At 62.9% G+C, this 24,331-nt stretch carries 27 protein-coding genes; 1 reads left to right on the top strand and 26 read right to left on the bottom strand.

Annotated elements, in window-relative coordinates; genetic code table 11:
- Positions 1–100: 100 nt before the first annotated feature.
- From ACPZMI_RS02770 to trmJ, 21 genes are all read right to left on the bottom strand, one after another.
- Positions 101–892 carry an amidohydrolase gene (locus tag ACPZMI_RS02770; protein WP_186668205.1) on the bottom strand — a complete coding sequence of 264 codons (792 nt, stop codon included), beginning with the start codon at positions 890–892 and terminating at the stop codon, positions 101–103.
- A complete protein-coding gene (locus tag ACPZMI_RS02765) occupies positions 880–2,028 on the bottom strand; it encodes a pyridoxal phosphate-dependent aminotransferase (protein ID WP_426351626.1) in 1,149 nt (382 codons plus the stop codon). Before ACPZMI_RS02765 ends, ACPZMI_RS02770 begins: the two co-directional genes overlap by 13 nt.
- 192 nt (positions 2,029–2,220) lie before the next feature.
- Positions 2,221–3,684 carry a ribosome biogenesis GTPase Der gene (gene der / locus ACPZMI_RS02760; protein WP_186668210.1) on the bottom strand — a complete coding sequence of 488 codons (1,464 nt, stop codon included), beginning with the start codon at positions 3,682–3,684 and terminating at the stop codon, positions 2,221–2,223.
- Between the two features lie 117 nt (positions 3,685–3,801).
- A complete protein-coding gene (bamB, locus tag ACPZMI_RS02755) occupies positions 3,802–4,944 on the bottom strand; it encodes an outer membrane protein assembly factor BamB (RefSeq protein ID WP_288377005.1) in 1,143 nt (380 codons plus the stop codon).
- A gap of 1 nt (position 4,945) precedes the next feature.
- Positions 4,946–5,587, bottom strand: coding sequence for a tetratricopeptide repeat protein (locus ACPZMI_RS02750; RefSeq protein ID WP_426351625.1), 642 nt, complete (start codon positions 5,585–5,587; stop codon positions 4,946–4,948).
- A 39-nt stretch (positions 5,588–5,626) separates the two neighbouring features.
- Complete coding sequence (gene hisS, locus ACPZMI_RS02745) at positions 5,627–6,913, bottom strand: histidine--tRNA ligase (RefSeq protein WP_186721564.1); 1,287 nt, start codon at positions 6,911–6,913, stop codon at positions 5,627–5,629.
- Positions 6,914–6,937: 24 nt separating this feature from the next.
- Positions 6,938–8,047: a flavodoxin-dependent (E)-4-hydroxy-3-methylbut-2-enyl-diphosphate synthase gene (ispG, locus tag ACPZMI_RS02740; RefSeq protein WP_054892556.1), complete on the bottom strand. Its 1,110-nt coding sequence runs from the start codon at positions 8,045–8,047 to the stop codon at positions 6,938–6,940.
- Between the two features lie 3 nt (positions 8,048–8,050).
- Positions 8,051–9,058: a RodZ domain-containing protein gene (locus ACPZMI_RS02735; RefSeq protein ID WP_186721562.1), complete on the bottom strand. Its 1,008-nt coding sequence runs from the start codon at positions 9,056–9,058 to the stop codon at positions 8,051–8,053.
- Positions 9,055–9,816, bottom strand: coding sequence for a type IV pilus biogenesis/stability protein PilW (gene pilW / locus ACPZMI_RS02730; protein WP_186668229.1), 762 nt, complete (start codon positions 9,814–9,816; stop codon positions 9,055–9,057). Before pilW ends, ACPZMI_RS02735 begins: the two co-directional genes overlap by 4 nt.
- Positions 9,817–9,828: 12 nt before the next feature.
- A complete protein-coding gene (rlmN, locus tag ACPZMI_RS02725) occupies positions 9,829–10,977 on the bottom strand; it encodes a dual-specificity RNA methyltransferase RlmN (protein WP_054892553.1) in 1,149 nt (382 codons plus the stop codon).
- A gap of 28 nt (positions 10,978–11,005) precedes the next feature.
- Positions 11,006–11,431 (bottom strand): nucleoside-diphosphate kinase, encoded by a 426-nt coding sequence (ndk, locus tag ACPZMI_RS02720; RefSeq protein ID WP_011532343.1) that lies wholly within the window; start codon positions 11,429–11,431, stop codon positions 11,006–11,008.
- Positions 11,432–11,518: 87 nt separating this feature from the next.
- Positions 11,519–11,719, bottom strand: coding sequence for a Fe-S cluster assembly protein IscX (gene iscX / locus ACPZMI_RS02715; RefSeq protein WP_027920277.1), 201 nt, complete (start codon positions 11,717–11,719; stop codon positions 11,519–11,521).
- A gap of 10 nt (positions 11,720–11,729) precedes the next feature.
- A complete protein-coding gene (gene fdx, locus ACPZMI_RS02710) occupies positions 11,730–12,071 on the bottom strand; it encodes an ISC system 2Fe-2S type ferredoxin (RefSeq protein WP_134689986.1) in 342 nt (113 codons plus the stop codon).
- A gap of 3 nt (positions 12,072–12,074) precedes the next feature.
- The gene (gene hscA / locus ACPZMI_RS02705) at positions 12,075–13,937 is read right to left on the bottom strand and encodes a Fe-S protein assembly chaperone HscA (protein WP_426351624.1); all 1,863 of its coding nucleotides are present in this window, start codon (positions 13,935–13,937) and stop codon (positions 12,075–12,077) included.
- 43 nt (positions 13,938–13,980) lie between these two features.
- Positions 13,981–14,502 carry a co-chaperone HscB gene (gene hscB / locus ACPZMI_RS02700; RefSeq protein WP_186668236.1) on the bottom strand — a complete coding sequence of 174 codons (522 nt, stop codon included), beginning with the start codon at positions 14,500–14,502 and terminating at the stop codon, positions 13,981–13,983.
- Between the two features lie 8 nt (positions 14,503–14,510).
- A complete protein-coding gene (gene iscA / locus ACPZMI_RS02695; protein WP_003248536.1) occupies positions 14,511–14,834 on the bottom strand; it encodes an iron-sulfur cluster assembly protein IscA in 324 nt (107 codons plus the stop codon).
- Between the two features lie 24 nt (positions 14,835–14,858).
- Positions 14,859–15,245 (bottom strand): Fe-S cluster assembly scaffold IscU, encoded by a 387-nt coding sequence (gene iscU / locus ACPZMI_RS02690; protein ID WP_003443374.1) that lies wholly within the window; start codon positions 15,243–15,245, stop codon positions 14,859–14,861.
- Positions 15,246–15,291: 46 nt separating this feature from the next.
- Positions 15,292–16,506 carry an IscS subfamily cysteine desulfurase gene (locus ACPZMI_RS02685; RefSeq protein WP_054925565.1) on the bottom strand — a complete coding sequence of 405 codons (1,215 nt, stop codon included), beginning with the start codon at positions 16,504–16,506 and terminating at the stop codon, positions 15,292–15,294.
- 41 nt (positions 16,507–16,547) lie between these two features.
- Entirely contained in the window at positions 16,548–17,039 is a 492-nt protein-coding gene (gene iscR, locus ACPZMI_RS02680; protein ID WP_054892549.1) for a Fe-S cluster assembly transcriptional regulator IscR, read from the bottom strand.
- 167 nt (positions 17,040–17,206) lie between these two features.
- Positions 17,207–17,992, bottom strand: a complete 786-nt coding sequence (cysE, locus tag ACPZMI_RS02675) for a serine O-acetyltransferase (RefSeq protein WP_054892548.1) — start codon at positions 17,990–17,992, stop codon at positions 17,207–17,209.
- A 5-nt stretch (positions 17,993–17,997) separates the two neighbouring features.
- Positions 17,998–18,756 (bottom strand): tRNA (cytosine(32)/uridine(32)-2'-O)-methyltransferase TrmJ, encoded by a 759-nt coding sequence (gene trmJ, locus ACPZMI_RS02670; RefSeq protein ID WP_186668238.1) that lies wholly within the window; start codon positions 18,754–18,756, stop codon positions 17,998–18,000.
- 151 nt (positions 18,757–18,907) lie between these two features.
- On the opposite strand from trmJ, the gene suhB reads away from it, so the two are divergent.
- Positions 18,908–19,726 (top strand): type III secretion system regulator SuhB, encoded by an 819-nt coding sequence (suhB, locus tag ACPZMI_RS02665; protein ID WP_186668239.1) that lies wholly within the window; start codon positions 18,908–18,910, stop codon positions 19,724–19,726.
- Between the two features lie 96 nt (positions 19,727–19,822).
- On the opposite strand, the gene ACPZMI_RS02660 is transcribed toward suhB, so the two are convergent.
- The 5 genes from ACPZMI_RS02660 to ACPZMI_RS02640 form a co-directional block, all read right to left on the bottom strand.
- Entirely contained in the window at positions 19,823–20,371 is a 549-nt protein-coding gene (locus ACPZMI_RS02660; protein ID WP_186668241.1) for a glycine zipper 2TM domain-containing protein, read from the bottom strand.
- A gap of 121 nt (positions 20,372–20,492) precedes the next feature.
- Positions 20,493–21,401: a protein translocase subunit SecF gene (gene secF, locus ACPZMI_RS02655; RefSeq protein WP_426351623.1), complete on the bottom strand. Its 909-nt coding sequence runs from the start codon at positions 21,399–21,401 to the stop codon at positions 20,493–20,495.
- Between the two features lie 10 nt (positions 21,402–21,411).
- Positions 21,412–23,274: a protein translocase subunit SecD gene (secD, locus tag ACPZMI_RS02650; protein WP_426351622.1), complete on the bottom strand. Its 1,863-nt coding sequence runs from the start codon at positions 23,272–23,274 to the stop codon at positions 21,412–21,414.
- Between the two features lie 65 nt (positions 23,275–23,339).
- A complete protein-coding gene (gene yajC, locus ACPZMI_RS02645) occupies positions 23,340–23,675 on the bottom strand; it encodes a preprotein translocase subunit YajC (protein ID WP_186668247.1) in 336 nt (111 codons plus the stop codon).
- A 41-nt stretch (positions 23,676–23,716) separates the two neighbouring features.
- A partial coding sequence (locus ACPZMI_RS02640; protein WP_426351621.1) for a tRNA guanosine(34) transglycosylase Tgt occupies positions 23,717–24,331 on the bottom strand: 615 nt, incomplete at its 5' end.

The following is a 24,331-nucleotide window of genomic DNA, read 5'->3' as shown; positions in this document are numbered from 1 at the left end:
GTATCGTCCTTTTCGCGACAAACCCCTCCCCCACAGGTAAATCGTTGATTACTGCGTTCCCTGGGGGAGTGGGCTGTCCCGCGAAAAGAGCACTGCAGTTTCAATGCAGCTCGAAGGTGTCGGCATCCAGGTTCGCCGGGAACTTGGTCCGATACGCCGCCAGCTCCGCCGCGCTCAACACCGCGCTGAACACCCCGTCGGCCTCCCCCGCACTCAGCAGGCTCTCGCCCTGGAAGTCCAGCACCTGGCTGTCACCCGAATAGGCAAAGCCCTTGCCGTCGGTCCCCACCCGATTCACCGCAGCCACGTAGCACAGGTTCTCGATCCCCCGCGCCGGCAGCAGCCGGTTCCAGTGCTGGCGCCGCGCGGCCGGCCAGTTCGCCGTGTACAGCAGCAGGTCGGTATCCTGTGCGTCGCGGCTCCACACCGGGAAGCGCAGGTCGTAGCAGATCAGCGGGCGAACTCGCCAGCCCTTGAGCTCGAACTGTACCTGGCGTTCGCCAGGCGTGTAGTGCTTGTGCTCGCCCGCCATGCGGAACAGGTGGCGCTTGTCGTAGTGCAGCACCTCGCCGTCCGGTCGTGCCCACAGCAGGCGATTGCGGTGGCTGCCATCGGCGGCCTGGATGATCACACTGCCGGTGATCACCGCATCGATCTTCTTTGCCTGTGCCTTGAGCCACTTGTAGGTCGGCCCCTGCTCGGGCTCGGCAAGGCGTTCGGACTCCATCGAGAAGCCGGTGGTGAACATTTCCGGCAGGATCACCAGGTCAGCGCCACGGGCCTGCTCCAGCAGTACCTCGAAATGCGCGTGATTGCCCTCGCGGTCATGCCAGGCCAGGGTGGTCTGCACCAGGGCGAGCTTCAGGTTCGGCAGTTGACTCAGATCGCGCATAGTTTTTCCGCTGCCTGACGCAGCGTCTCCTCACGTTTGGCAAAGCACAGGCGCACCAGGCGTTGCTCGGGGATAGGGCGCTGGTAGAACACCGACACCGGGATGGTCGCCACGCCATGTTCGCGGGTCAGCCACAGTGCCATCTCCACATCATTGAGGTCGGGACGGATCGCCGAGTAATCCACCAACTGGAAATAGGTGCCCGCGGTGCGGGTGAAAGCAAAGCGCGATGTCTGCAGCAGGTCGCAGAACAGGTCGCGCTTGGCCTGGTAGAAGCCTGGCAGTTCGTCGATATGCTCCGGGTGTTCGGCCATGAAGTCGGCCAGCGCCCATTGCAGCGGCGTCACGCCGCAGAAGTTGACGTACTGGTGGACCTTGCGCAGCTCTGCACTCAGCGCAGGCGGTGCAATCACATAGCCGGTCTTCCAGCCGGTGACGTGGTAGGTCTTGCCGAACGAACTGACCACGAAGGCCCTGGCATAGAGCGGCTCGTGAGCCAGCACGCTGGCATGGCGCACGCCGTCGTAGACCAGGTGCTCGTAGACCTCGTCGCTCACCAGGTAGATGTCGCGCTCGGCAATCAAGTCGGCAAGCTGGTCGAGGTCGTCGCGAGTGATCAACGCACCGCTGGGGTTGTGTGGCGAGTTGAGGATGACCATGCGCGTGCGCGGGGTCAGGGCATCGCTGAACTTCTGCCAATCGATGCGAAAATCGCCATCGCTCAGTTGCACATGCACGCAGCGACCACCGGCCAGCTCTACCGACGGCTCGTAGCTGTCGTACGACGGGTCGAAGACGATCACCTCGTCGCCAGTCTGGATCACTGCCTGGATCGCACAGAAGATCGCCTCGGTGGCGCCAGGCGTGATGGTCACTTCCTGATCGGCATCCACCTGAGCGCCATAAAGACGGGCGATCTTCGCCGCGACCTGCTGGCGCAACAGCGGCAACCCGGTCATCGGCGCGTACTGGTTGTTGCCAGCGGCCACGTGTCGGCCGACCGCATCGAGCAGCGGCTGCGGGCCATTGAAATCGGGGAAACCCTGGGACAGGTTGAGCGCGCCGGTTTGCGCGGCGAGCTGGGACATGGTGGTGAAGATGGTCGTGCCGACGTTCGGCAGTTTGCTGCGGATCATGGAGCCCTCTTTCCTGCGGGGTGGTCCGGCACGGGGTGGAGTCCGAGCATAGCGGATCGGGCAGGCAGGAAAAAGGTTGAAACATTTAAAGGCTCATTCGTGGCCAAGCCCGCTCCACAGGTCGTTCACAGATCTCAATGCCTGTGCCTTGCAGTGGGAGCGGGCTTGCCCGCGAAGAAGCAGACGCGAGAATCAGCGCTTGTCTTTGCGCTTCTTCTCAGCCTTCTTGTGGTGCGACATCAAGCGGCGTTTCTTGTTGACCTGGCGATCGGTGAGGGTGTTCTTGTTGCCCTCGTACGGGTTCTCGCCGCCCTTGTACTCGATGCGGATCGGCGTACCGACCAGCTTCAGCACACGGCGGTATGTGTTTTCCAGGTAGCGCGAGTAGGAACGCGGGATCTTGTCGGTCTGGTTGCCGTGGATCACGATCAGGGGTGGGTTGGCACCTCCGAGGTGAGCGTAGCGCAGCTTGATCCGTCGACCGTTAACCAGCGGCGGCTGGTGCTCGCTGATGGCGTCTTCGAGGATTTGCGTCAGGCGGCTGGTCGGCCAGCGGGTGACCGCCGACTTGAACGCGGCCTGCACCGACTTGTACAGATGGCCGACGCCAGTGCCGTGCAAAGCGGAGATGAAGTGGATGTCGGCAAAGTCGACGAAGAACAGCCGACGCTCCAGCTCGGTCTTCACGTAGTCGCGCTCGCCCGGCTCCATGCCGTCCCACTTGTTCAGGGCGATGACGATGGCACGGCCGGCTTCCAGGGCGAAGCCCAGCAGGTTCAGGTCATGGTCGACCACCCCCTCGCGCGCGTCCATGACGAAGATCACCACGTTGGCGTCCTTGATCGCCTGCAGCGTCTTGACCACCGAGAACTTCTCGACTTCCTCGTGGATCTTGCCGCGTTTGCGCACCCCGGCAGTGTCGATGAAGGTGTACTTCTCGCCATCACGCTCGAACGGGATGTAGATACTGTCACGGGTGGTGCCCGGCTGATCGTAGACCACCACACGCTCTTCACCGAGCATGCGGTTGACCAGCGTCGACTTGCCGACGTTCGGGCGACCGATGATGGCGATCTTGATGCCATCCTTCTCGCTCGGCCCCGGAATACGCACCGCTTCCTCGCCTTCGGCGACTTCGGCATCTAGCGCTTCCTCGACCTGGTCGCGCGGGATGTGGCCAAGCACGGCTTCCATCAGCGCGTTGATACCACGGCCTTGCGAACCGGCGACCGGAATGGCGTTGCCCATACCCAGCGGCGAGAACTCGGCGCGGGCGACATCGGCATCGATGTTGTCGATCTTGTTGGCGACCAGGATCGCCTCTTTGTTTCGCTTGCGCAGGTGCTCGGCGATCATCTGGTCAGCGGCGGTCATGCCAGCGCGGGCATCGACCAGGAACAGCACATAATCCGCTTCTTCGATGGCCATCAGCGACTGCTCGGCCATCTTCTCGTCCATGCCCACTTCGTCACCGGTGATACCGCCGGTGTCGATGAGAATGAACGAACGACCCTGCCAGGTGGCGTCGCCGTACTGGCGATCACGGGTCAGGCCCGACAGGTCGCCGACGATGGCATCGCGGGTCTTGGTCAGGCGGTTGAACATGGTGGATTTGCCGACGTTCGGCCGTCCCACCAGGGCGATTACGGGAACCATGCGGCTCTCCACTCGTGAATTCTTGAAAATGCAAAGGCCGCTGCAAGGCAGCGGCCGGAGTTCGGGCGGCGCTTCCTGCGCCGCAGCCTGAAACCGATGACGGTCTCAAGCATAGCTTCAGCGGATGGTCAGTGCCTCGAGCTTGCCGCTGTTGCCATAGACATAAATGGTGTCGCCGACCACCAGGGGGCGGGCGCGCAGGCCATCGCTGTCGATACGCTCACGGCCGACGAAGCGACCATCGACCTGGCTGAGCAGGTGCAGGTAACCCTCGAAGTCACCTACCGCGACATAGCTGGAAAACACTTCCGGCGCCGACAGTTGGCGACGGGCCATGGAGTCGTTGGTCCACAGCGCCGAAGACGAACGCTCATCGATGCTCTCGACAGTGCCCGAAGCCTCGCTCACGTAGACGTTGCCAAAGCCCTGGGCGACACCCACATAGCTGGAGGCATCGCGCTGCCACAGCACGCGACCGCTTTCCAGGTCCAGGCCCGCGACGCGACCCTGGTAGCTGGTGACGTAAAGGGTACCACCGGACAGCAGCAAGCCACCGTCGATGTCCACTACACGGTCCAGCTCGGAACGGCCCTGCGGAACGGCCACGCGGGCCTCCCACACCGGCACGCCGTTCTGCGTGTCGACCGCGATCACCTTGCCGGTGGACAGACCAGCCACCGCCAGGCGGTTGGTCACGATCGGCGCGCCGGTACCACGCAGCGTGAGCACTGCTGGCGAACTCTCGTAGATCCAGCGGCGATCACCGGTGTTGAAGTCCAGGCCGATCAGACGGTCGTCCTGGGTCTGCACCACCACCACATCACCGTTGGTCGCTGGCGGAGCCAGCACTTCGCTGGTGACGCGCGAGCGCCAGCGCTCTTCACCGGTGCTGGAGTCCAGTGCGATGACTTCACCCTTGAGGGTGCCCATCATCACCAGACCGTAACCCACGCCGACAGCGCCGGAAACCGGTACGTCCAGGTCCTTCTTCCACACCACGTCACCGTTGCTGCGGTTCAGCGCGAAGACCTTGCCGTTGACGTCGGCAGCGTAGATGCGGTCGTTCTCGATGGCCGGCACCAGGGTGTTGTACTTGTCACCCTGGCCGTCACCGATCGAACGGCTCCACTGTTTCTTGAGCACCACCTCTTCGGTGAACTTGGTCAGTTCGGCCGGGGGCAGTTCCTTCTTGCTGTTGCTGCTGCAACCCGCGGCCAGCACGGCCAGGGCGAGCACTGCTGCTTGTTTCCAACCGGTCACTTCACGCGTCCCCTTTGGCCAGGTCATCCAGCTTCAGTTGCAGGCCACCGATCGCGGCGTCGTCGGACAGCGCGGCCTTGGCTTTTTCATACGCACCGTGGGCATCGTCGGCACGGCCCAACTGGACCAGCAAGTCACCCTTGAGCTCCTCACGACTGGCCAGGAACGCCTTGTCGGCGTCACCGTCGAGCAGCTTGAGGGCCTCCTCGGCCTTGTCCTGGGCAGCGAGCACACGGACCAGACGCTGGCGCGCGATCTCGCCGAGGGTGGCATCGGCCGGCTTGTCCATCACGCTCTTGAGCTCGGCGGCGGCGTCGTCCAGCTTGCCGCTGTCGACCGCGACCTTGGCCACGAACAGGCTGCCGTACTGGGCATAGGCCGAACCGCCAAATTCGCTCTTGAGCTTGCCGGACAGCTCGGCGACCTTGGTCGCATCCGGCTTGCCGTCAGGCGTCAGGGTAGTTTCCAGCAACGCCTGGTACAGCGCCGAAGCGCCTTGCGACTGGTTGCTCTGGTACTTGTGCCAGGCCTGCCAGCCCATCACCACCGCAGCGGCGAGCAGGGCACCGGTCAGCAGCGGCTTGCCGTTGCGGTTCCACCAGTCCTTGGCTGCGGCCAGGCCATCATCATCGGTACTCGACACCCCAATACTCCTTTTCAGCAATTCGGCTGTTTGACCGCTTCACGCCTGCGCGAGAGCAGCTTGCAGGTGCTCGGCCAGAGCATCCCAGGCAATGTTCTGTTGTTCGCCCTGGCCACGCAGGGGCTTGAAACCTACCACTTGTTGCGCCAGTTCGTCGTCCCCCAGGATCAGGGCAAACAGCGCCCCGCTCTTGTCGGCCTTCTTGAACTGGTTCTTGAAGTTGCCGCCACCGGCGTTGACCGCCAGGCGCAGGCCCGGCAGACGATCGCGCAGTTGCTCGCTGATCTTCAGGCCCGCCAGCTCCGCCTGCTCGCCGAAGGCGCACAGGTAGACATCCAGCGTACGGCTGATCGACTCGGGCACCTGGCCCAGCGTCTCGATCAGCAGCAGCAGTCGCTCGATACCCATGGCGAAGCCCACGCCAGCCGTCGGCTTGCCGCCCATCTGCTCGACCAGGCCATCGTAGCGGCCACCGGCACAGACAGTGCCCTGGGCACCGAGCTTGTCGGTGACCCACTCGAACACGGTCTTGCTGTAGTAGTCCAGGCCACGCACCAGCTTGGTGTTGATCACGAACGGGATACCGGCAGCGTCGAGGCGGGCCTTCACGCCCTCGAAGTGCACGCGGGACTCTTCGTCCAGGTACTCTTCGAGCTTCGGTGCGCCCACCAGAGCGGCCTGGGTGCCTTCGTTCTTGCTGTCGAGGATGCGCAGCGGGTTGCTCTTCAGGCGACGCTTGCTGTCGTCGTCCAGTTGATCGATACGCTCGCTGAGGAACTCGACCAGCGCGTCGCGATAGCGCGCACGGGCTTCGCTGGTGCCCAGGCTGTTGAGTTCGAGCGTGACCGCGTCCTGGATACCCAGGCGCGCCCAGAGGCGCCAGGTGAGCATGATCAGCTCGGCGTCGATGTCCGGACCGGCCAGGTTGAACACCTCGACGCCGATCTGGTGGAACTGGCGATAACGCCCCAGTTGTGGGCGTTCGTGGCGGAACATCGGGCCGACATACCAGAGCTTCTGTACCTGGCCATTGCCGATGATGCCGTGCTCGAGCACAGCACGCACACACGCGGCAGTGCCTTCCGGGCGCAAGGTCAGCGAGTCCTTGTTGTCCTGGAAGGTGTACATCTCTTTTTCGACGATATCGGTGACTTCACCGATCGAGCGCTTGAACAGCTCGGTGAACTCGACGATCGGCGTGCGGATCTGGCTGTAGCCGTAGCCGTCCAGCAGGCCGGCCACGGTGCCTTCGAAGTAGCGCCACAGGGGCGACTGCTCGGGCAGGATGTCGTTCATGCCACGGATGGCTTGCAGCGATTTGCTCACGAAAAGTCCTTACGAATCTGTGTATCAGCCGCGGGCGATCAGCGCCGCGTCGGCCTCGACCTTCTCGGCCGCTTTCTGGCGGATGAGCTTTTCCAGCTCATCGACCAGGTTGTCATTGGTCAGTTTCTGCGCCGGCTTGCCATCGATGTACACCAGGTTGGGGGTACCACCGGTCAGGCCGACGTGGGATTCCTTGGCTTCGCCCGGGCCGTTGACCACGCAGCCGATCACCGCGACGTCCAGCGGCACCAGCAGGTCTTCCAGACGCCCTTCCAGCTCGTTCATGGTCTTGACCACATCGAAGTTCTGCCGCGAACAGCTCGGGCAGGCGATGAAGTTGATGCCACGGGAACGCAGGTGCAGCGACTTGAGAATGTCGTAGCCGACTTTCACTTCCTCGACCGGATCGGCAGCGAGGGAGATGCGAATGGTATCGCCAATGCCTTCGGCAAGCAGCATACCGAGGCCGACAGCGGATTTCACCGTCCCCGAACGCAGGCCACCGGCTTCGGTGATGCCCAGGTGCAGCGGCTGCACGATCTGCCTGGCCAGCAGGCGGTAGGCTTCGACGGCCATGAACACGTCGGAGGCCTTGACGCTGACCTTGAAGTCCTGGAAGTCGAGGCGGTCAAGGTGCTCGACATGGCGCAGCGCCGACTCCACCAGCGCTGCCGGGGTCGGCTCGCCGTACTTCTTCTGCAGGTCCTTTTCCAGCGAACCCGCGTTGACGCCGATGCGAATCGGGATACCACGGTCGCGAGCGGCATCGACCACCGCGCGCACACGGTCTTCGCGACCGATGTTGCCCGGGTTGATGCGCAGGCAGTCAACACCAAGCTCGGCGACGCGCAGAGCGATCTTGTAGTCGAAATGGATGTCGGCGACCAATGGCACGCTGACCAATTGCTTGATCTTGCCGAAGGCTTCGGCCGCGTCCATGTCCGGCACCGAGACGCGGACGATGTCGACGCCAGCATCGACCAGGCGCTGGATCTGCCCAACGGTGGCGGCGACATCATTGGTGTCGGTGTTGGTCATGCTCTGTACCGCGATGGGTGCATCACCACCCACCGGCACATTGCCGACCCAGATTTTGCGGGATTCGCGACGTTTGATCGGAGATTCGCCGTGCATGACTTACTGTCCCAACTTCAGGCGAGCGGTCTCGCCACTGGTGAACGGGGCGACATCGACGGCCTGACCGTTGTAGCTGACCTGAGCGCCGCGGGCAAAGCCCAGGCGGACCGCGAACGGCGGCTTGCCGGTCAGTTCCAGGCTGTCACCCTTGCGCTTGATCGCGCTGAACAGCACCTTGCCGTTGCCATCGGTGACCTGGGTCCAGCAATCGGCGGTGAATTGAATGGCGATCTTGCCATCGCCCGCAGCAACCACGGCAGGTTCGCTGGCAACTGGCGCAGTCGGTACGGCGTGGGTGGCCGGTGCGGTTGGTGCGGGCGTGGTGGCGGGCGCGTGCGTCTGGGCAGGAGCCTGGGCAACCGGAGCGGCTGGAGCGGCGGCGGAGGCGGCGGTGCCCGGGGTGCCCTGTTCAGCAGCCTCGGCGGCAGCTTCGGTCGTAGCCTGCTCAAGCGGCAGTGGCGCGCTCTCTGGCTGCTGGCCCGCAGTCACGGCCTGATCTTCCGGCTCATCGAGCGGGTGGATCTGGGTGGTGCCGTCGGCGCTTTCGACCTCGACATGCTCCAGGGCGATCTTGGCCAGGTCCTTGCCTCGCAGGCTGCTCTGGTCCTGCCACCAGAAGAACCCGCCACCGACCACGGCCACCAGCAGCAACAGGCTGACGACACGCAGAATATTGTGCGAAAGGCGCACCGGCTCCTCGATACGACCAAGGGCATGTACTTCGCTGCCCTTGGCGTGAGTCCCGGTGATCTGGTCGAAAGCCTCGACGAGCGGCGCCTGGTCCATGTCCATGAGCTTGGCGTAAGCACGGATATAGCCGCGCGCGAAGGTGTGTCCGGGAAGCTTGTCGAAGGCGCCGGTTTCCAGGTTGTTCAGCGAAGTGACCGTGAGATTCAGCTTACGGGCGACCTCGGCCTGCGACCAGTTCCGGTTCTCGCGGGCCTGGCGCAAGATATCACCTGGATTCTGCTGAATCGCTGCTGCTGCTTCGGGGTGCGCGGCTTTCATCGTTGCTCCGACAGGTATTGCTGATATTCCGGCGTACCGGGATAAAGTCGTTGTAATTTCTGGCCCAGCTCGGCTGCGGTGCCGTGCTCTTCGAAGACTCGGGCGAGGCGGCTGCCCAACAGCAGGCTGCGAGCGTCGTGATCGCCATGCTGGCTGAAGCGCTCGAAATAGTCCCGGGCCGGCACATAATGCCTGTTTTCGTAGGACAACTCAGCCATTTCCAGCAGCGCTCGTGGTTGCCGCTGATCGAGCTGCAGGGCCTTGTCCAGGTATTCGTGAGCCTGCTCGCGACGCCCTTGCCTGAGGGCGGTCAGGCCAAGGTTCTCGTATACCCGGGAACGTTCAGGATACAGGGTATCGGCAGCAGCTTGGCGAAACATCTGTTCTGCTTGGCGAAAATGCCCCTGAGCATATAGGAAACTGCCGAAGTTGTTGCGAATCCGCGTGTCATTCGGGCGTTGCGACAAGGCTTCGCGGAAATGGCCATCGGCCAGATCGGGCTCGCCCTGGGCCTGGAAGACCAGGGCCAGGGCGGCGTGTGCATCGGCATCGTGGCTGTTCAACGCAAGCGCCCTGGCCAGCGGGGCCTTGGCTTGCTCAGTCATGCCTTGTTGCAAATACCCCAGCCCCAACTGCACATAGGCACGCCCTGCCTCCGCCCTGCCCTGTCGGCTGGACAGCGGATCACCTGCACCGCCGGACACGCAGCCGGCCAGCAGCAAAAGCGACAGGATCGACAGCGCGGCGCGCAGGGTCATCGGCGGCTTCCGTCAGTGGCGCGCAGCGCTGTCTTGCAGCTCGCTGCCATCGGCGTTGATCTGGCGCACGGCGATGTAGCGCTCGCTACGGCGAGTGCGGTCCATGACCTGCCCCACCAGCTGACCACAGGCCGCGTCGATATCTTCGCCGCGGGTGGTGCGGGTGGTGACGTTGAAGCCGCCGTGGTGCAGCAGATCCTGGAAACGACGGATCGCATTGTTGCTGGGACGCTCGTAGCCGGAGTGCGGGAACGGGTTGAACGGAATCAGGTTGATCTTGCACGGCACGTCACGCAGCAATTCGATCATCTGCGCGGCATGCTCAGGCTGATCGTTGACGTCCTTGAGCAGGGTGTACTCGATGGTGAGCACCCGCTTGCCGCCGAGCGTGGACATATAGCCCATGCAGGACTCGAGCAGCATCTTGAGCGGGTACTTCTTGTTGATCGGGACCAACTGGTTGCGCAGCGCGTCGTTGGGCGCATGCAGCGACAGCGCCAGCGACACGTCGATGTGCTTGGCCAACTCATTGATCATCGGCACGACACCCGAAGTGGACAGGGTGACGCGACGCTTGGAGATGCCATAGCCCAGATCGTCCATCATGATCTTCATCGCGGCGATGACATTGTCGAAGTTCAGCAAGGGCTCGCCCATGCCCATCATGACCACGTTGGTGATAGCGCGGTCGATCTTGGCAGGGACGGTCCCGAAGGATTTGTTGGCAAGCCACACCTGGCCAATCACTTCGGCGGCGGTGAGGTTGCTGTTGAAGCCTTGCTTGCCGGTGGAGCAGAAACTGCAGTCCAGGGCACAGCCGGCTTGCGACGAAACGCAGAGGGTACCGCGGTCGTCGGTGGGAATGTAGACGGTCTCGACGCAGCTGCCGGAGGCAACGCGGACTACCCATTTACGGGTACCGTCGGCGGAAATGTCCTCGCTGACCACTTCCGGGGGGCGAATCTCGGCAACGGCCTCGAGCTTCTCGCGCAAGACCTTGCCGACGTTGGTCATGTCCGCAAAGTCGGACACGCCAAAATGGTGAATCCATTTCATCACCTGACCGGCACGGAAGCGCTTCTCCCCGATCGAGTCGAAGAACTGTTCCATTTCCGGCAGGGTCAGCCCCAACAGGTTGATTTTGCCAGTAGATGTCGTCATGGATTCACCCTCACTCGTAAGCTTTCGCTTAGCGAGTGGTTACCTCGGTAGCAGCGAAGAAGTAAGCGATTTCGCGAGCTGCAGCGGCTTCGGAGTCCGAACCGTGAACGGCGTTGGCGTCGATCGACTCGGCGAAGTCGGCACGGATGGTGCCTGGAGCGGCTTCTTTAGGGTTGGTGGCGCCCATCAGCTCACGGTTCAGAGCGATGGCGTTCTCGCCTTCCAGCACCTGAACGACGACCGGACCGGAAGTCATGAAGGCAACCAGATCACCGAAGAAGCCACGAGCGCTGTGCTCGGCGTAGAAGCCTTCGGCTTCGGCCTTGGACAGCTGCTTGATTTTCGAAGCGACGATTTTCAGGCCGGCTTCTTCGAAGCGAGTGGTGATCTTGCCGATGACGTTCTTGGCAACTGCGTCAGGCTTGATGATGGAGAAAGTACGTTGAACAGCCATGGAAAACTCCAGAATTTGAGTGTTGCGAAAAATTAAACCCGCGAATTATACGCGGGTTCCAGGGGATTGCCTAACCTGCAGAGACGCTCAGTCGGCTTCTTCGATCCAGGCCGCCTGGATGGCCTCGAGCACTTTCTCACCGCCGCGTGACGGATCGTCGCTGAACTCTGGCAAAGCCAGCACCCAACGGTGCAGATCGACGAAATTCACATATTTAGGATCGACGTCCGGCTTGCTTTCCGCAAGCTGGATGGCGATCTCAAGTACATCAATCCATTTCAGGCTCATGCTGAAAACCTCAGTGCGGCGCTTCGGCAGCGTGGTTGAGCGAGTATTTCGGAATCTCGATGGTGAGGTCTTCATCACCCACGATCACCTGGCACGCCAGGCGAGACTGCGCTTCCAGGCCCCAGGCCTTGTCCAGCATGTCTTCTTCCAGCTCGTCGGCTTCTTCCAGCGAGTCGAAACCTTCACGCACGATGCAGTGGCAGGTGGTGCAGGCACACACGCCGCCGCACGCGCTTTCCATCTCGATATGGTGTTCGTGGGCCAGCTCCAGAATGTTGGTGCCTGGCTCCACTTCGACCACCAGCCCATCCGGGCAGAACTTCTCATGCGGCAGGAAAATCACCTGGGGCATCGGTTACTCCTCGATCTCATTCAGGTTGCGCCCGGCCAGTGCGGCTTTGACCGTCGAATCAAGGCGACGGGCGGCAAAGGCATCGGTCACCTGCGACAGACGCTTGGTCTGTTGCTCGATGGCCGCGCCATCGGTGCCGGTGAGCAAATCACGCAATTCTTGCATCTGGAAGGCAATGGCCTCGCGCTCGTCAGCGCTGAGCAGACGCTCGCCGTCGGCATCCAGGGCGCCCTGCACCGCTTCGAGCAAGCGCTCGGCATCGACCTGGTGCTCGCGCAACTGGCGCGCCTGCTTGTCGGAGCCTGCGTGCTCGAAGGAGTCCTTGAGCATACGGGCGATCTCGCCATCGGTCAGGCCGTAGGACGGCTTGACCTGGATGCTCGACTCCACGCCCGAGCCCAGCTCGCGGGCCGCGACGCTGAGCAGGCCGTCGGCATCGACCTGGAAGGTCACGCGGATCTTCGCCGCACCGGCCACCATCGCCGGGATGCCACGCAGCTCGAAGCGGGCTAGCGAACGACAGTCGCTGATCAGCTCGCGCTCGCCCTGCAGGACGTGAATCATCATGGCCGACTGGCCATCCTTGTAGGTGGTGAACTCCTGGGCACGAGCCACGGGAATCGTGGTGTTGCGCGGAATCACCTTTTCCATCAGCCCGCCCATGGTCTCAAGACCCAGCGACAGCGGGATGACGTCCAGAAGTAACAATTCGCCACCTTCGCGGCGATTACCGGCCAGGGTGTCGGCCTGGATCGCGGCGCCAATGGCCACGACCTGGTCAGGATCGATCGAGGTCAGCGGAGTGCGGCCGAACAGCGTGCCGACGGCTTCGCGTACACGCGGCACGCGGGTCGAGCCACCGACCATCACCACGGCACCGACCTCTTCCAGCTCGACACCGCTGTCGCGCACGGCGCGGCGGCAGGCCTTGAGGCTGCGGGCGATCAGTGGCTCGATCATGGCTTCGAAGGCGGCACGGCTGAGCTCAGCCTGCCAGGCGCCGTGGGCGACGCTGACGGTGTCGGCATCGGTCAAGGCTTCCTTGGCGGCACAGGCCGTCTGCAGCAGTTGGCGCTGGGTAGCCGGGTCGAGATCGGCGGACAGACCGGCCTGCTCGATGATCCAGCCAGCGATGGCGTGATCGAAGTCATCGCCACCCAGGGCAGTGTCCCCCCCCGTGGCCAGCACTTCGAAGACGCCCGCGGTCAGGCGCAGGATCGAGATATCGAAGGTGCCGCCCCCCAGGTCGAAGATCGCCACCACGCCTTCAGCGTTCTGGTCCAGGCCATAGGCCACGGCGGCAGCGGTCGGCTCGTTGAGCAGGCGCAGCACGCTCAGGCCGGCCAGGCGCGCCGCGTCCTTGGTGGCCTGGCGCTGGGCATCGTCGAAATAGGCCGGCACGGTGATGACCGCGCCCACCAGCTCGCCACCGAGGGTTTGCTCGGCGCGCAGGCGCAGGACCTTGAGAATGTCGGCCGACACCTCCACCGGGCTCTTCGGCCCCTGGACAGTGTCGATGAATGGCATGTGCGATTCACCGCCAACGAAGCGGTAAGGCAGTTGCTCGCCCAGTTGCTTGACGTCGGCAAGACCGCGACCCATCAGGCGCTTGACCGAAAGCACGGTGTTCAGCGGGTCGCTGGAGGCTGCGTCACGAGCGTCCTGGCCGACGTCGCAGTGCCCTGGCAAATAGCGCACGGCGGACGGCAGGATGACATTGCCCTGGGCGTCGGGCAGGGGCTCGCTGCGACCGCTGCGCACTGCAGCGACGAGAGAGTTGGTGGTACCCAGGTCGATACCCACCGCCAGGCGACGCTGGTGCGGCTGGGGGCTCTGACCGGGTTCGGCGATCTGCAGTAGGGCCATGCTTATCTGAATACCTTAGGCGTCATCACGGGCAACGCCGGGGTTAATCGTCGAGGCGCTCTTCGAGTTGGCGCACTTCTTGGGCGAGCTTGTCGAGGAACTGCATGCGGCGCATCAGGCGCTCGGCCTTGTCACGCTCGGCAGCTTGATCCCAGCAGGCGGCGAAATCCTCGTTGAGCGTGTCCTGGGCGACCTTCAGGCGCTTCTTGAACACAGCAACACCGTCGAGGTCGGCTTCGTCCTGCAGCTCTTCGAGTTCTTCACGCCACTGCATCTGCTGCAGCAGGAAGTCGGGGTCGTGGACCGTGACTTCCTGGGGCACTTCGTGGCCGCTGACGGCCAGCAGGTAACGCGCACGACGCGGCGCGCTGCGCAGCGTCTGGTAGGCGTCGTTGAGTGCTGCGGACTTTTCCAGGGCGACACGCTGCTCACGCTCGGAGGCGTCGGCAAAGCGGTCTGGATGGACCTCGCGGGCCAGCTCACGATAACGGGTGGCCAGCTTGTCGAGGTCCAGGCGAAAGCCCGGCTGCAGGTCGAACAGGGCGAAATGGCAAGGAGTACCCACGTCAAGCCTCAGACATTGAAGCTTTCGCCGCAGCCACACTCACCGCGCACGTTGGGGTTGTTGAACTTGAAGCCTTCGTTCAACCCTTCCTTGACGAAATCCAGCTCGGTGCCATCGAGATACACCAGGCTTTTCGGGTCGATGATGACCTTCACGCCATGGTTCTCGAACACCTGGTCCTCGTCGGCCAGCTCGTCGACGAACTCCAGCACGTAGGCCAGGCCCGAGCAGCCGGTGGTGCGCACGCCCAGGCGAATGCCTTCACCCTTGCCGCGCCCGTCGAGGGAGCGGCGAATGTGGTTGGCGGCGGCTTCTGTCATGCTGATAGCCATCGGAACTCCTTACCTCGCGGCGACTTAGATCAAGCCTTTCTTCTGCTTGTAATCGCGAACGGCTGCCTTGATGGCATCTTCGGCGAGTACCGAGCAGTGGATCTTGACCGGCGGCAACGCCAGTTCTTCGGCCAGCTGGGTGTTCTTGATGGTTTCGGCTTCGTCCAGGGTCTTGCCCTTCATCCACTCGGTGGCCAGGGAGCTGGAGGCGATGGCCGAACCGCAGCCGTAGGTCTTGAACTTGGCATCTTCGATGATGCCTTGCTCGTTGACCTTGATCTGCAGACGCATCACGTCACCGCACGCCGGGGCGCCGACCATGCCGGTACCGACGTCCGGGTCTTCGGCGTCCATCTTGCCGACGTTGCGCGGGTTTTCGTAGTGGTCGATGACCTTTTCACTGTATGCCATGGTGCAATTCCTTCCTCATCAGGGAGCCGCTCTTGCTGGCGACTGCTTAGTGGGCGGCCCACTCGATCTTGGAGATGTCGACGCCGTCTTTGTACATGTCCCACAGCGGCGACAGTTCGCGCAGTTTGTTCACGGCCTTGCAGACTTCCTGCGCGGCGTAGTCAACTTCTTCCTCGGTGGTGAAGCGACCGAAGGAGAAGCGGATCGAGCTGTGCGCCAGCTCGTCGTTGCGGCCCAGGGCGCGCAGTACATAAGAAGGCTCGAGCGACGCGGAGGTGCAGGCCGAACCGGACGATACGGCGATGTCCTTGAGCGACATCAGCAGCGACTCGCCTTCGACGTAGTTGAAGCTCAGGTTCAGGTTGTGCGGAACGCGCTGGGTCTGGCTGCCGTTGACGTACAGCTCTTCAAGGTCGGAGACCTGCTTGAAGAAGCGATCGCTCAACGCCTTGATGCGCACGTTTTCAGCGGCCATTTCCTGCTTGGCGATGGCGAAGGCCTCGCCCATGCCCACGATCTGGTGGGTCGGCAGGGTGCCCGAACGCATGCCGCGCTCATGGCCACCGCCGTGAATGATGGCTTCCAGGCGCACACGCGGCTTGCGGCTGACATACAGCGCACCGATGCCCTTCGGGCCGTAGACCTTGTGCGCCGAGAACGACATCAGGTCGACCTTGGTCTTCTGCACGTCGATTTCGACCTTGCCGGCCGACTGCGCGGCATCGACGTGGAACAGCACGCCGCGCGAGCGGGTCAGTTCACCGATGGCGGCGATATCGTTGATCGAGCCGACTTCGTTGTTCACGTGCATCAGCGAGACGAGGATGGTGTCGTCGCGCAGCACGGCCTCGACCATCGCCGGGGTGACGATGCCGTCTTCACCGGGTTCGAGGTAGGTGACTTCGAAACCTTCGCGCTCGAGCTGGCGAGCGGTGTCGAGGACCGCCTTGTGCTCGATCTTGGAGGTGATGATGTGCTTGCCCTTGGTCTGATAGAAGTGCGCGACACCCTTGAGCGCGAGGTTGTCGGACTCGGTGGCACCGCTGGTCCAGACGATTTCGCGCGGGTCGGCATTGATCAGCTCGGCGACCTGGCGGCGGCCATTCTCGACCGCCTCTTCAGCGCGCCAGCCGAACACGTGGGAACGCGAGGCCGGGTTACCGAAGTTTCCGTCGACCAGCAGGCAGTCGGCCATCTTCTGGGCGACGCGGGGATCGACCGGGGTGGTCGCGGAGTAATCGAGGTAGATCGGCAACTTCATTGAGTATCTCCTATCAGGCGTTGGCGTCGCTCGTCGCTGCATCAGTCGACGGCGGACGTCTCAATCTTGTCCAGCTGGGCAACGCGACCGGCGACTCGGCGCAGGTCCTGGCGCTGGGCGACTTCCTGCACCTCGCGGCGCATGACGAGGTCGGACAGGCTGATGCCGCTGAGGAATTCGTGGATCTGCTGGCTGAGATCGCACCACAGGTGGTGGGTCAGGCAGGTATCACCGGCGTGGCAATCCCCGAGGCCTTGGCAGCGAGTGGCATCTACCGACTCGTTGACCGCGTCGATTACCTGCGCCACCTGGATGGTTTCCATGCCCCGCGACAGCTGGTAGCCGCCACCCGGACCGCGCACGCTGGAAACCAGACTGCTGCGGCGCAGCTTGGCGAACAGCTGTTCCAGATAGGAGAGGGAGATGCCCTGGCGCTCGGAAATGTCGGCCAAGGATACCGGCCCATGCTGCGCGTGCAACGCCAGGTCGAGCATGGCGGTGACGGCGTAACGGCCTTTGGTAGTCAATCGCATGGCTATGGGTACCACGGGAGTTACAGGATGTGTGCGAGTATGCGATTCCCGAGCATTTAAGTCAACTATAAGACCTAGTGCTTTAGTCGGGTTTGCACGCGGGAAGCGGGCGCGATGATAGCAGACAAGGGGCGCGAGCACACGCCCCGTGTATCAGCCCGGCGTAATCAATGCGACGGAGTGTCGCTCTGCGCAGCCTGCTTGACCTCGGCGAAGTCCTCTTCCGGCAGGGCCGGCAAGGCCTTGGCACAGTAGTCACTGCCCAGGTTGGTCAGCGCCCCGCACATGCCCTCCAGGCGCTCGTCGACCGCCTGCAGGTGGTCGAGCATCTGGCCGATGGCGCGCGCCACCGGGTCGGGCATGTCGCCACTGACGCCGTAGGCATCGAAGCCGATCTTCTCGGCCATGGCCTTGCGCTTGGCCTCGACCTCGCTGTCTTCGGTCTTGACGATGATCCGCCCCGGGATCCCGACTGCCGTGGCACCGGCCGGCACGGCCTTGGTCACCACCGCATTGGAGCCGATCTTGGCCCCGGCGCCCACCGTGAACGGGCCGAGCACCTTGGCGCCCGCCCCCACCACTACGCCGTTTTCCAGGGTCGGGTGTCGCTTGCCCTTGTTCCAGCTGGTGCCGCCGAGGGTCACGCCCTGATAGAGCGTCACATCATCGCCGATCTCGGCGGTCTCGCCGATGACGATGCCCATGCCATGATCGATGAAGAAACGCCGGCCGATGGTGGCGCCGGGGTGGATCTCGATGCCGGTCATCCAGCGCCCGAAGTTCGACACCAGGCGCGCCAGCCACTTGAAGTCTCGCTTCCACAGGGCATTGCCCAGGCGATGCAGCCAGATGGCATGCATCCCGGGGTAGCAGGTCAGCACCTCGAAGGCATTGCGTGCCGCGGGGTCACGATGAAACACACTCTGGATATCTTCACGCAGACGCTCGAACATTGTTTCTAGTCCTTCCGCTTGTGCGCATCACCCCGGGCGACTTTCTGAGTCTCGGTGAGGATGCCGCGCAAAATGCTCATTTCCGAACGATTGACCGAGCTGCGCCCATACAACCGGCGCAGACGCGCCATCAGGTGCTTGGGCTTTTCAGGGTCGAGGAAGCTGATGTCCACCAGGGTCTTTTCCAGGTGTTCGTAGAACAGCTCCATTTCGTCCAGGGTGGCCAGCTCGTCGCTGGCATCGACCTTCTCGACCTTCGCCGGCGCACCTTGCGCCGCCAGCCATGCGGTGCGCACCTCGTAGGCGAGCACCTGGACTGCGGCAGCAAGATTCAGCGAGCTGAAGTCGGGGTTCGATGGAATGTGCACGTGGAAGTGACATCGCTGCAGTTCGTCATTGGTCAGGCCTGCATGTTCGCGACCGAACACCAGGGCGATCTCCTCGCCGGCGGCCGCACGCGCGACGCTCTGCACCCCGCATTCGCGCGGGTCGAGCATCGGCCACGGCATGCTGCGGTCACGGGCGCTGGTACCAATCGCCAGACTGCAGCCAGCCAGCGCCTGCTCGAGCGTATCGACCACAACGGCACCGTCCAGCACATCGTCGGCGCCGGAGGCACGAGCGCTGGCGTCCGCAGCGGGGAAATCCAGTGGCTGAACCAGCACCAGGCGCGACAAGCCCATGTTTTTCATGGCACGAGCAGCGCCGCCGATGTTGCCGGGGTGGCTGGTATTGACCAGAACAACACGAATATTCTGCAGCAAGGTGTCGAGCTCACGGATGCCTATAAAGGGGGGAACGATCTTACCTAAGCGACGGGCGTAACGCCACGAATGCGAATGTCACCCTTCTGCCGGAACAGTTTTCTGATAGACTATGCGGCTTTCTTCTTTAACATCTCCAGGTGAAACGCCCATGCAGCCTATGCTGAATATCGCCCTGCGCGCCGCTCGCAGCGCCAGTGAACTGATTTTCCGCTCCATCGAACGCCTGGACAGCATCAAGGTCGACGAGAAAGAGGCCAAGGACTACGTCTCCGAGGTCGATCGCGCCGCCGAGCAGACCATCGTCAACGCCCTGCGCAAGGCTTACCCGAACCACTCGATCCAGGGTGAAGAGACTGGCCTGCACGCCGGCTCCGGCGAGGAAGGCAAGGACTACCTGTGGATCATCGATCCGCTGGACGGCACCACCAACTTCCTGCGTGGCGTTCCGCACTTCGCGGTCAGCATCGCCTGCAAATACCGCGGCCGTCTCGAGCACGCGGTCATCGTCGACCCGGTCCGCCAGGAAGAATTCACCGCCAGCCGCGGTCGTGGCGCCCAGCTCAACGGTCGTCGCCTGCGCGTCAGCTCGCGCACCAGCCTGGAAGGCGCCCTGCTGGGTACCGGCTTCCCGTTCCGCGACAACCAGATGGCTGACCTGGACAACTACCTCGGCATGTTCCGCGCCCTCACCGGCCAGACCGCCGGCATCCGCCGCGCCGGCTCCGCCGCCCTGGACCTGGCCTACGTTGCTGCAGGCCGCTTCGACGCCTTCTGGGAGTCGGGCCTGTCCGAGTGGGACATGGCTGCAGGCGTACTGCTGATCCAGGAAGCAGGCGGCCTGGTGAGCGACTTCAACGGTGGCCACGACTTCCTCGACAAAGGCCACATCGTTGCCGGCAACATCAAGTGCTTCAAGGCGGTGCTGACTGCGATCCAGCCGCACCTGCCAGAGAACCTGAAGCGCTGAGCCAAGGCTCCAGATGCAAAAAAGCACCCCTCGGGGTGCTTTTTTTATGCCTGTTTTCCACAACCCTGCCGACCCGCAATGGGGCCGGCACACAGGTCACTGCCCTGGCTGTGCCTGGCTCAGTATCAGCTTGCCATTCTTGTCCAGCGGGATGGTCGAGCCTGGCTCGTGATCCATCTTCACCACACCCGCCTGATCACCGATGGTGTACTTCACGGTGTAACCCACCACCTTGTCGCTGACGTCGTTGACCGTGTTGCAGCGCGTTTGCGTGGTGGTGTAGGTATCACGCTCCTGCATGCCCTCCTGCACCTTGTTGCCGGCATAACCGCCACCGACCGCACCGGCCACCGTGGCGATCTTCTTGCCGGTGCCGCCACCGATCTGGTTACCCAGCAGCCCCCCGGCCAAGGCGCCCACCACGGTACCGGCGATCTGGTGCTGGTCCTGCACCGGACGCTGGCGCGTCACGGTCACGTCCTTGCACACTTCGCGCGGTGTCTTCACCTGTTGCTTGATCGGCTGTACGTCAGTGACCTGGGCATATTCCGGCCCTTTGTTCACCAAGCTGTAGGTCGCCACAGCACCTCCGGCTGTAACACCGACAGCACCCAGAACCGCACCCACCAGCATTGATTTGTTCACGTGGAATCTCCTGATCATACCCGCGGGACATTGCCCGCCTTCTCCCTGCCTTGGAGCAAAAAAAAAGGCGCGAGTTCAACACTCGCGCCTCCCTTTACGCCAAACGGCGCAGGACACGCCCTTACGGACGGTCGTCCACACCCTCGGCCTTGACCGGCGGGATCAGGTCTTCGCTGTTCAGGTTCAGCCAGATCAGCACCACGTTGGCGATGTAGATCGACGAATAGGTACCCGCCATGACACCGATGAACAGGGCCAGGGAGAAGCCGAACAGGTTGTCGCCACCGAAGAACAGCAGCGCAGCGATCGCCAGCAAGGTGGACACCGACGTGGCGATGGTACGCAGTAGGGTCTGGGTGGTCGAGACGTTGATGTTCTCGATCAGCGAGGCCTTGCGCATCACGCGGAAGTTCTCACGCACCCGGTCGAACACGACGATGGTGTCGTTGAGCGAGTAGCCGATGATCGCCAGCACCGCCGCCAGCACCGTCAGGTCGAAGGTGATCTGGAAGAACGAGAGGATGCCCACGGTCACGATCACGTCGTGCACCAGCGAGACGATCGCCCCCACCGCGAACTTCCACTGGAAGCGAAACGCCAGGTAGATCAGTACCCCGCCCAACGCCAGCAGCATGCCCAGGCCGCCCTGGTCACGCAGTTCTTCACCGACCTGCGGGCCGACGAACTCGACACGCTTGACGGTGGCCGGGTTGTCGCCGCCCACTTTCTGCAGCGCCTGGGCAACCTGATTGCCCAGTTGCGGGTCGTCGCCAGGCATGCGCACCAGCAGGTCGGTGGTGGCACCGAAGCTCTGCACGATGGCCTCGTGGAAGCCGGACTCGACCAGCTCGGCACGCACCGCCTTGAGGTCGGCCGGACGCTCGTAGGTCAGCTCGATGAGCGTACCGCCGGTGAAGTCCAGGCCGAAGTTCAAGCCCTTGTGCCACCAGCTGAACAGCGCCAGTACGGTCAACAGGACAGTGACGGCGAACGCAACGTTGCGCACGCCCATGAAGTTGATGGTTTTCATCGCAGCTCCCTCAAACCCACAGCTTCTTGATGTCACGCCCGCCACAGGTCAGGTTGACCATTGCGCGGGTCACCATGACGGCGGTGAACATCGAGGTGAAAATCCCGAGGGACATGGTGACCGCGAAGCCTTTGACCGGGCCAGTACCCATGGCGAACAGGATGCCGCCGACCAGCAGGCTGGTCAGGTTGGCGTCGATGATCGCGGTGTAGGCACGGTTGAAGCCTTCGTGGATGGCACGCTGCACCGACATGCCGTTTTTCAGCTCCTCGCGAATCCGCGAGAAGATCAGCACGTTGGCGTCGACCGCCATACCCATGGTCAACACGATACCGGCGATACCCGGCAGGGTCAGGGTCGCGCCCAGCAGCGACATCAGCGCCAGCAGCAGCACCATGTTGCCCGTCAGGGCGATGGTGGCGATCACGCCGAAGCCACGGTAGATGGCGATGATGAACAGCGAGACGAACAGCATGCCCCACAGCGACGCATCGACACCCTTGGTGATGTTGTCGGCACCCAGGCTCGGGCCGATGGTACGCTCTTCAGCGAAGTACATCGGCGCTGCCAGACCACCGGCACGCAGCAGCAGGGCCAGCTCCGACGACTCGCCCTGGCCGTTCAGGCCAGTGATGCGGAACTGGCTGCCCAGCGGCGACTGGATGGTCGCCAGGCTGATGATCTTCTTCTCTTCCTGGAAGCTCTGTACCGCCACTTCCTTCTCGACGCCGTCGACGGTCTGCTTGACGTAGCGGGTCACCGGCTTCTGCTCGATGAAGATCACCGCCATGCTGCGACCGACGTTGCTGCGCGTGGCGCGGCTCATCAACTCGCCGCCGTGGCCGTCCAGGCGGATGTTCACCTGCGGACGACCGTGCTCGTCGAAGCTCGCCTGGGCATCGGTGACCTGGTCACCGGTGATGATCAAGCCACGCTCGACCGCAGCCGAACGGTTGCCATCACGGAACTCGAAGACCTCGGTAGTCGCTTTCGAAGCACCTGGCTCAGCGCCGAAGCGGAACTCGAGGTTGGCGGTCTTGCCGAGAATACGCTTGGCTTCGGCCGTGTCCTGCACGCCGGGCAGCTCGACCACGATACGGTTGGCGCCCTGGCGCTGAACCAGCGGCTCGGCCACGCCCAGCTCGTTCACACGGTTGCGGACGGTGGTCAGGTTCTGCTTGATGGAGTATTCGCGGATTTCGGCGACCTTGGCCTGGGTCAGCGCCAGACGCAGCACGGAGAGCTCGTTGCGCTCGGTGGTGGTGATATCGAAATCATTGAAATTCTTGCGGACCAGGTCACGCGCCTGTTCGCGGGTAGCATCGTCGGAGAAGCCCAGCATGATGCTGCCGTCCTGCTGGGGCAGGCTACGGTAGCGCACGCGCTCTTTGCGCAGCAGGGTCTTCACTTCGCCGTCGTAGACCTTCAGGCGGGCACTCATGGCCTTGTCCATGTCCACTTCCAGCAGGAAGTGCACACCACCGGAGAGGTCCAGGCCCAGCTTCATCGGGCTGGCCCCCAGGTTGCGCAGCCACTGCGGGGTGGTCTGGGCCAGGTTCAGTGCGACGACGTAGTCGTCACCCAGGGTCTTGCGCACCACATCCTTGGCCGGCAGTTGGTCTTCCTGGTTGGTCAGGCGCACCAGCGCACTGCCCTTCTCGCCCAGGCTGCCACCCTTGACGGTGATACCGGCATCAACCAGCGCCTTGGTAGCGCGGTCGAGGTCGGCCTGGCTCACGTGCAGCGCGGAACTTGCACCGCTGATCTGCACCGCCGGGTCATCCGGGTAGAGGTTGGGAGCGGAATAAATAAAGCCGACCGCCAGTACCACCAGGATCAGCAGGTATTTCCACAGAGGGTATTTGTTCAGCATCACGCCGCCCGTTCAAGACGCGGGGCGCTTTGCGCGCCCCGACTGGAAAAAATGAAACCGGTAACTCAGATAGCCTTGAGCGTACCTTTTGGCAGGGTGGCCGCGATGGCACCCTTCTGGAACTTCAGCTCGACGTTGTCGGACACTTCCAGTACCACGAAATCGTCGGAAACTTTGACAATCTTGCCGGCGATACCGCCGTTGGTGACCACTTCATCACCCTTTTGCAGTGCGCTGAGCAGGTTTTTCTGCTCTTTGGCGCGCTTGGCCTGCGGGCGCCAGATCATCAGGTAGAAGATGACCAGGAAGCCGACCAGGAAGATCCACTCGAAGCCGGTACCAGCTGGGCCGGCGGCAGGGGCTGCAGCGTCCGCGTAAGCGGCGGGAATCAGAAAGCTCATGTAGCACTCCAGTTGCTGAATTTAATTATGTGTGCGAACAGTCAGTCCAAAGGCGGAACGGGAAGTCCGCGCTTGGCATAGAAGGCGTCGACAAAGGCGGCCAATTTACCCTGTTGAATAGCCTCGCGTAAACCGGCCATCAAGCGCTGGTAATGGCGCAAGTTGTGGATGGTATTCAGCATGCTGCTCAACATTTCGCCGCACTTGTCCAGGTGATGCAAATAAGCGCGGGAGAAGTTGGTGCAGGTATAGCAGTCACAGGTCGGATCCAGCGGCGAATCATCGTGGCGATGGAACGCATTGCGGATCTTGATCACCCCTGTATCGACGAACAGATGGCCGTTGCGCGCGTTGCGCGTGGGCATCACGCAGTCGAACATGTCGACGCCGCGGCGCACACCCTCAACCAGATCTTCCGGTTTGCCTACCCCCATAAGGTAACGAGGTTTGTCAGCAGGCATTTGTGCCGGCAGGTAATCCAGCACCTTGATCATCTCGTGCTTGGGTTCACCCACCGACAGGCCGCCGATGGCCAGGCCGTCGAAGTCGATGTTGACCAGCGCTTCCAGCGAGCGCATGCGCAAGTCCTGGTACATGCCGCCCTGAACGATGCCGAACAGTGCCGCGGTGTTGTCGCCGTGGGCGTTCTTCGAGCG

The organism is Pseudomonas wayambapalatensis (assembly GCF_049942315.1).
Lineage (GTDB): Bacteria > Pseudomonadota > Gammaproteobacteria > Pseudomonadales > Pseudomonadaceae > Aquipseudomonas > Aquipseudomonas wayambapalatensis.
Note: the sequence above shows the minus strand (reverse complement) of the source record. Positions and strands in the feature narration are given on the sequence as shown.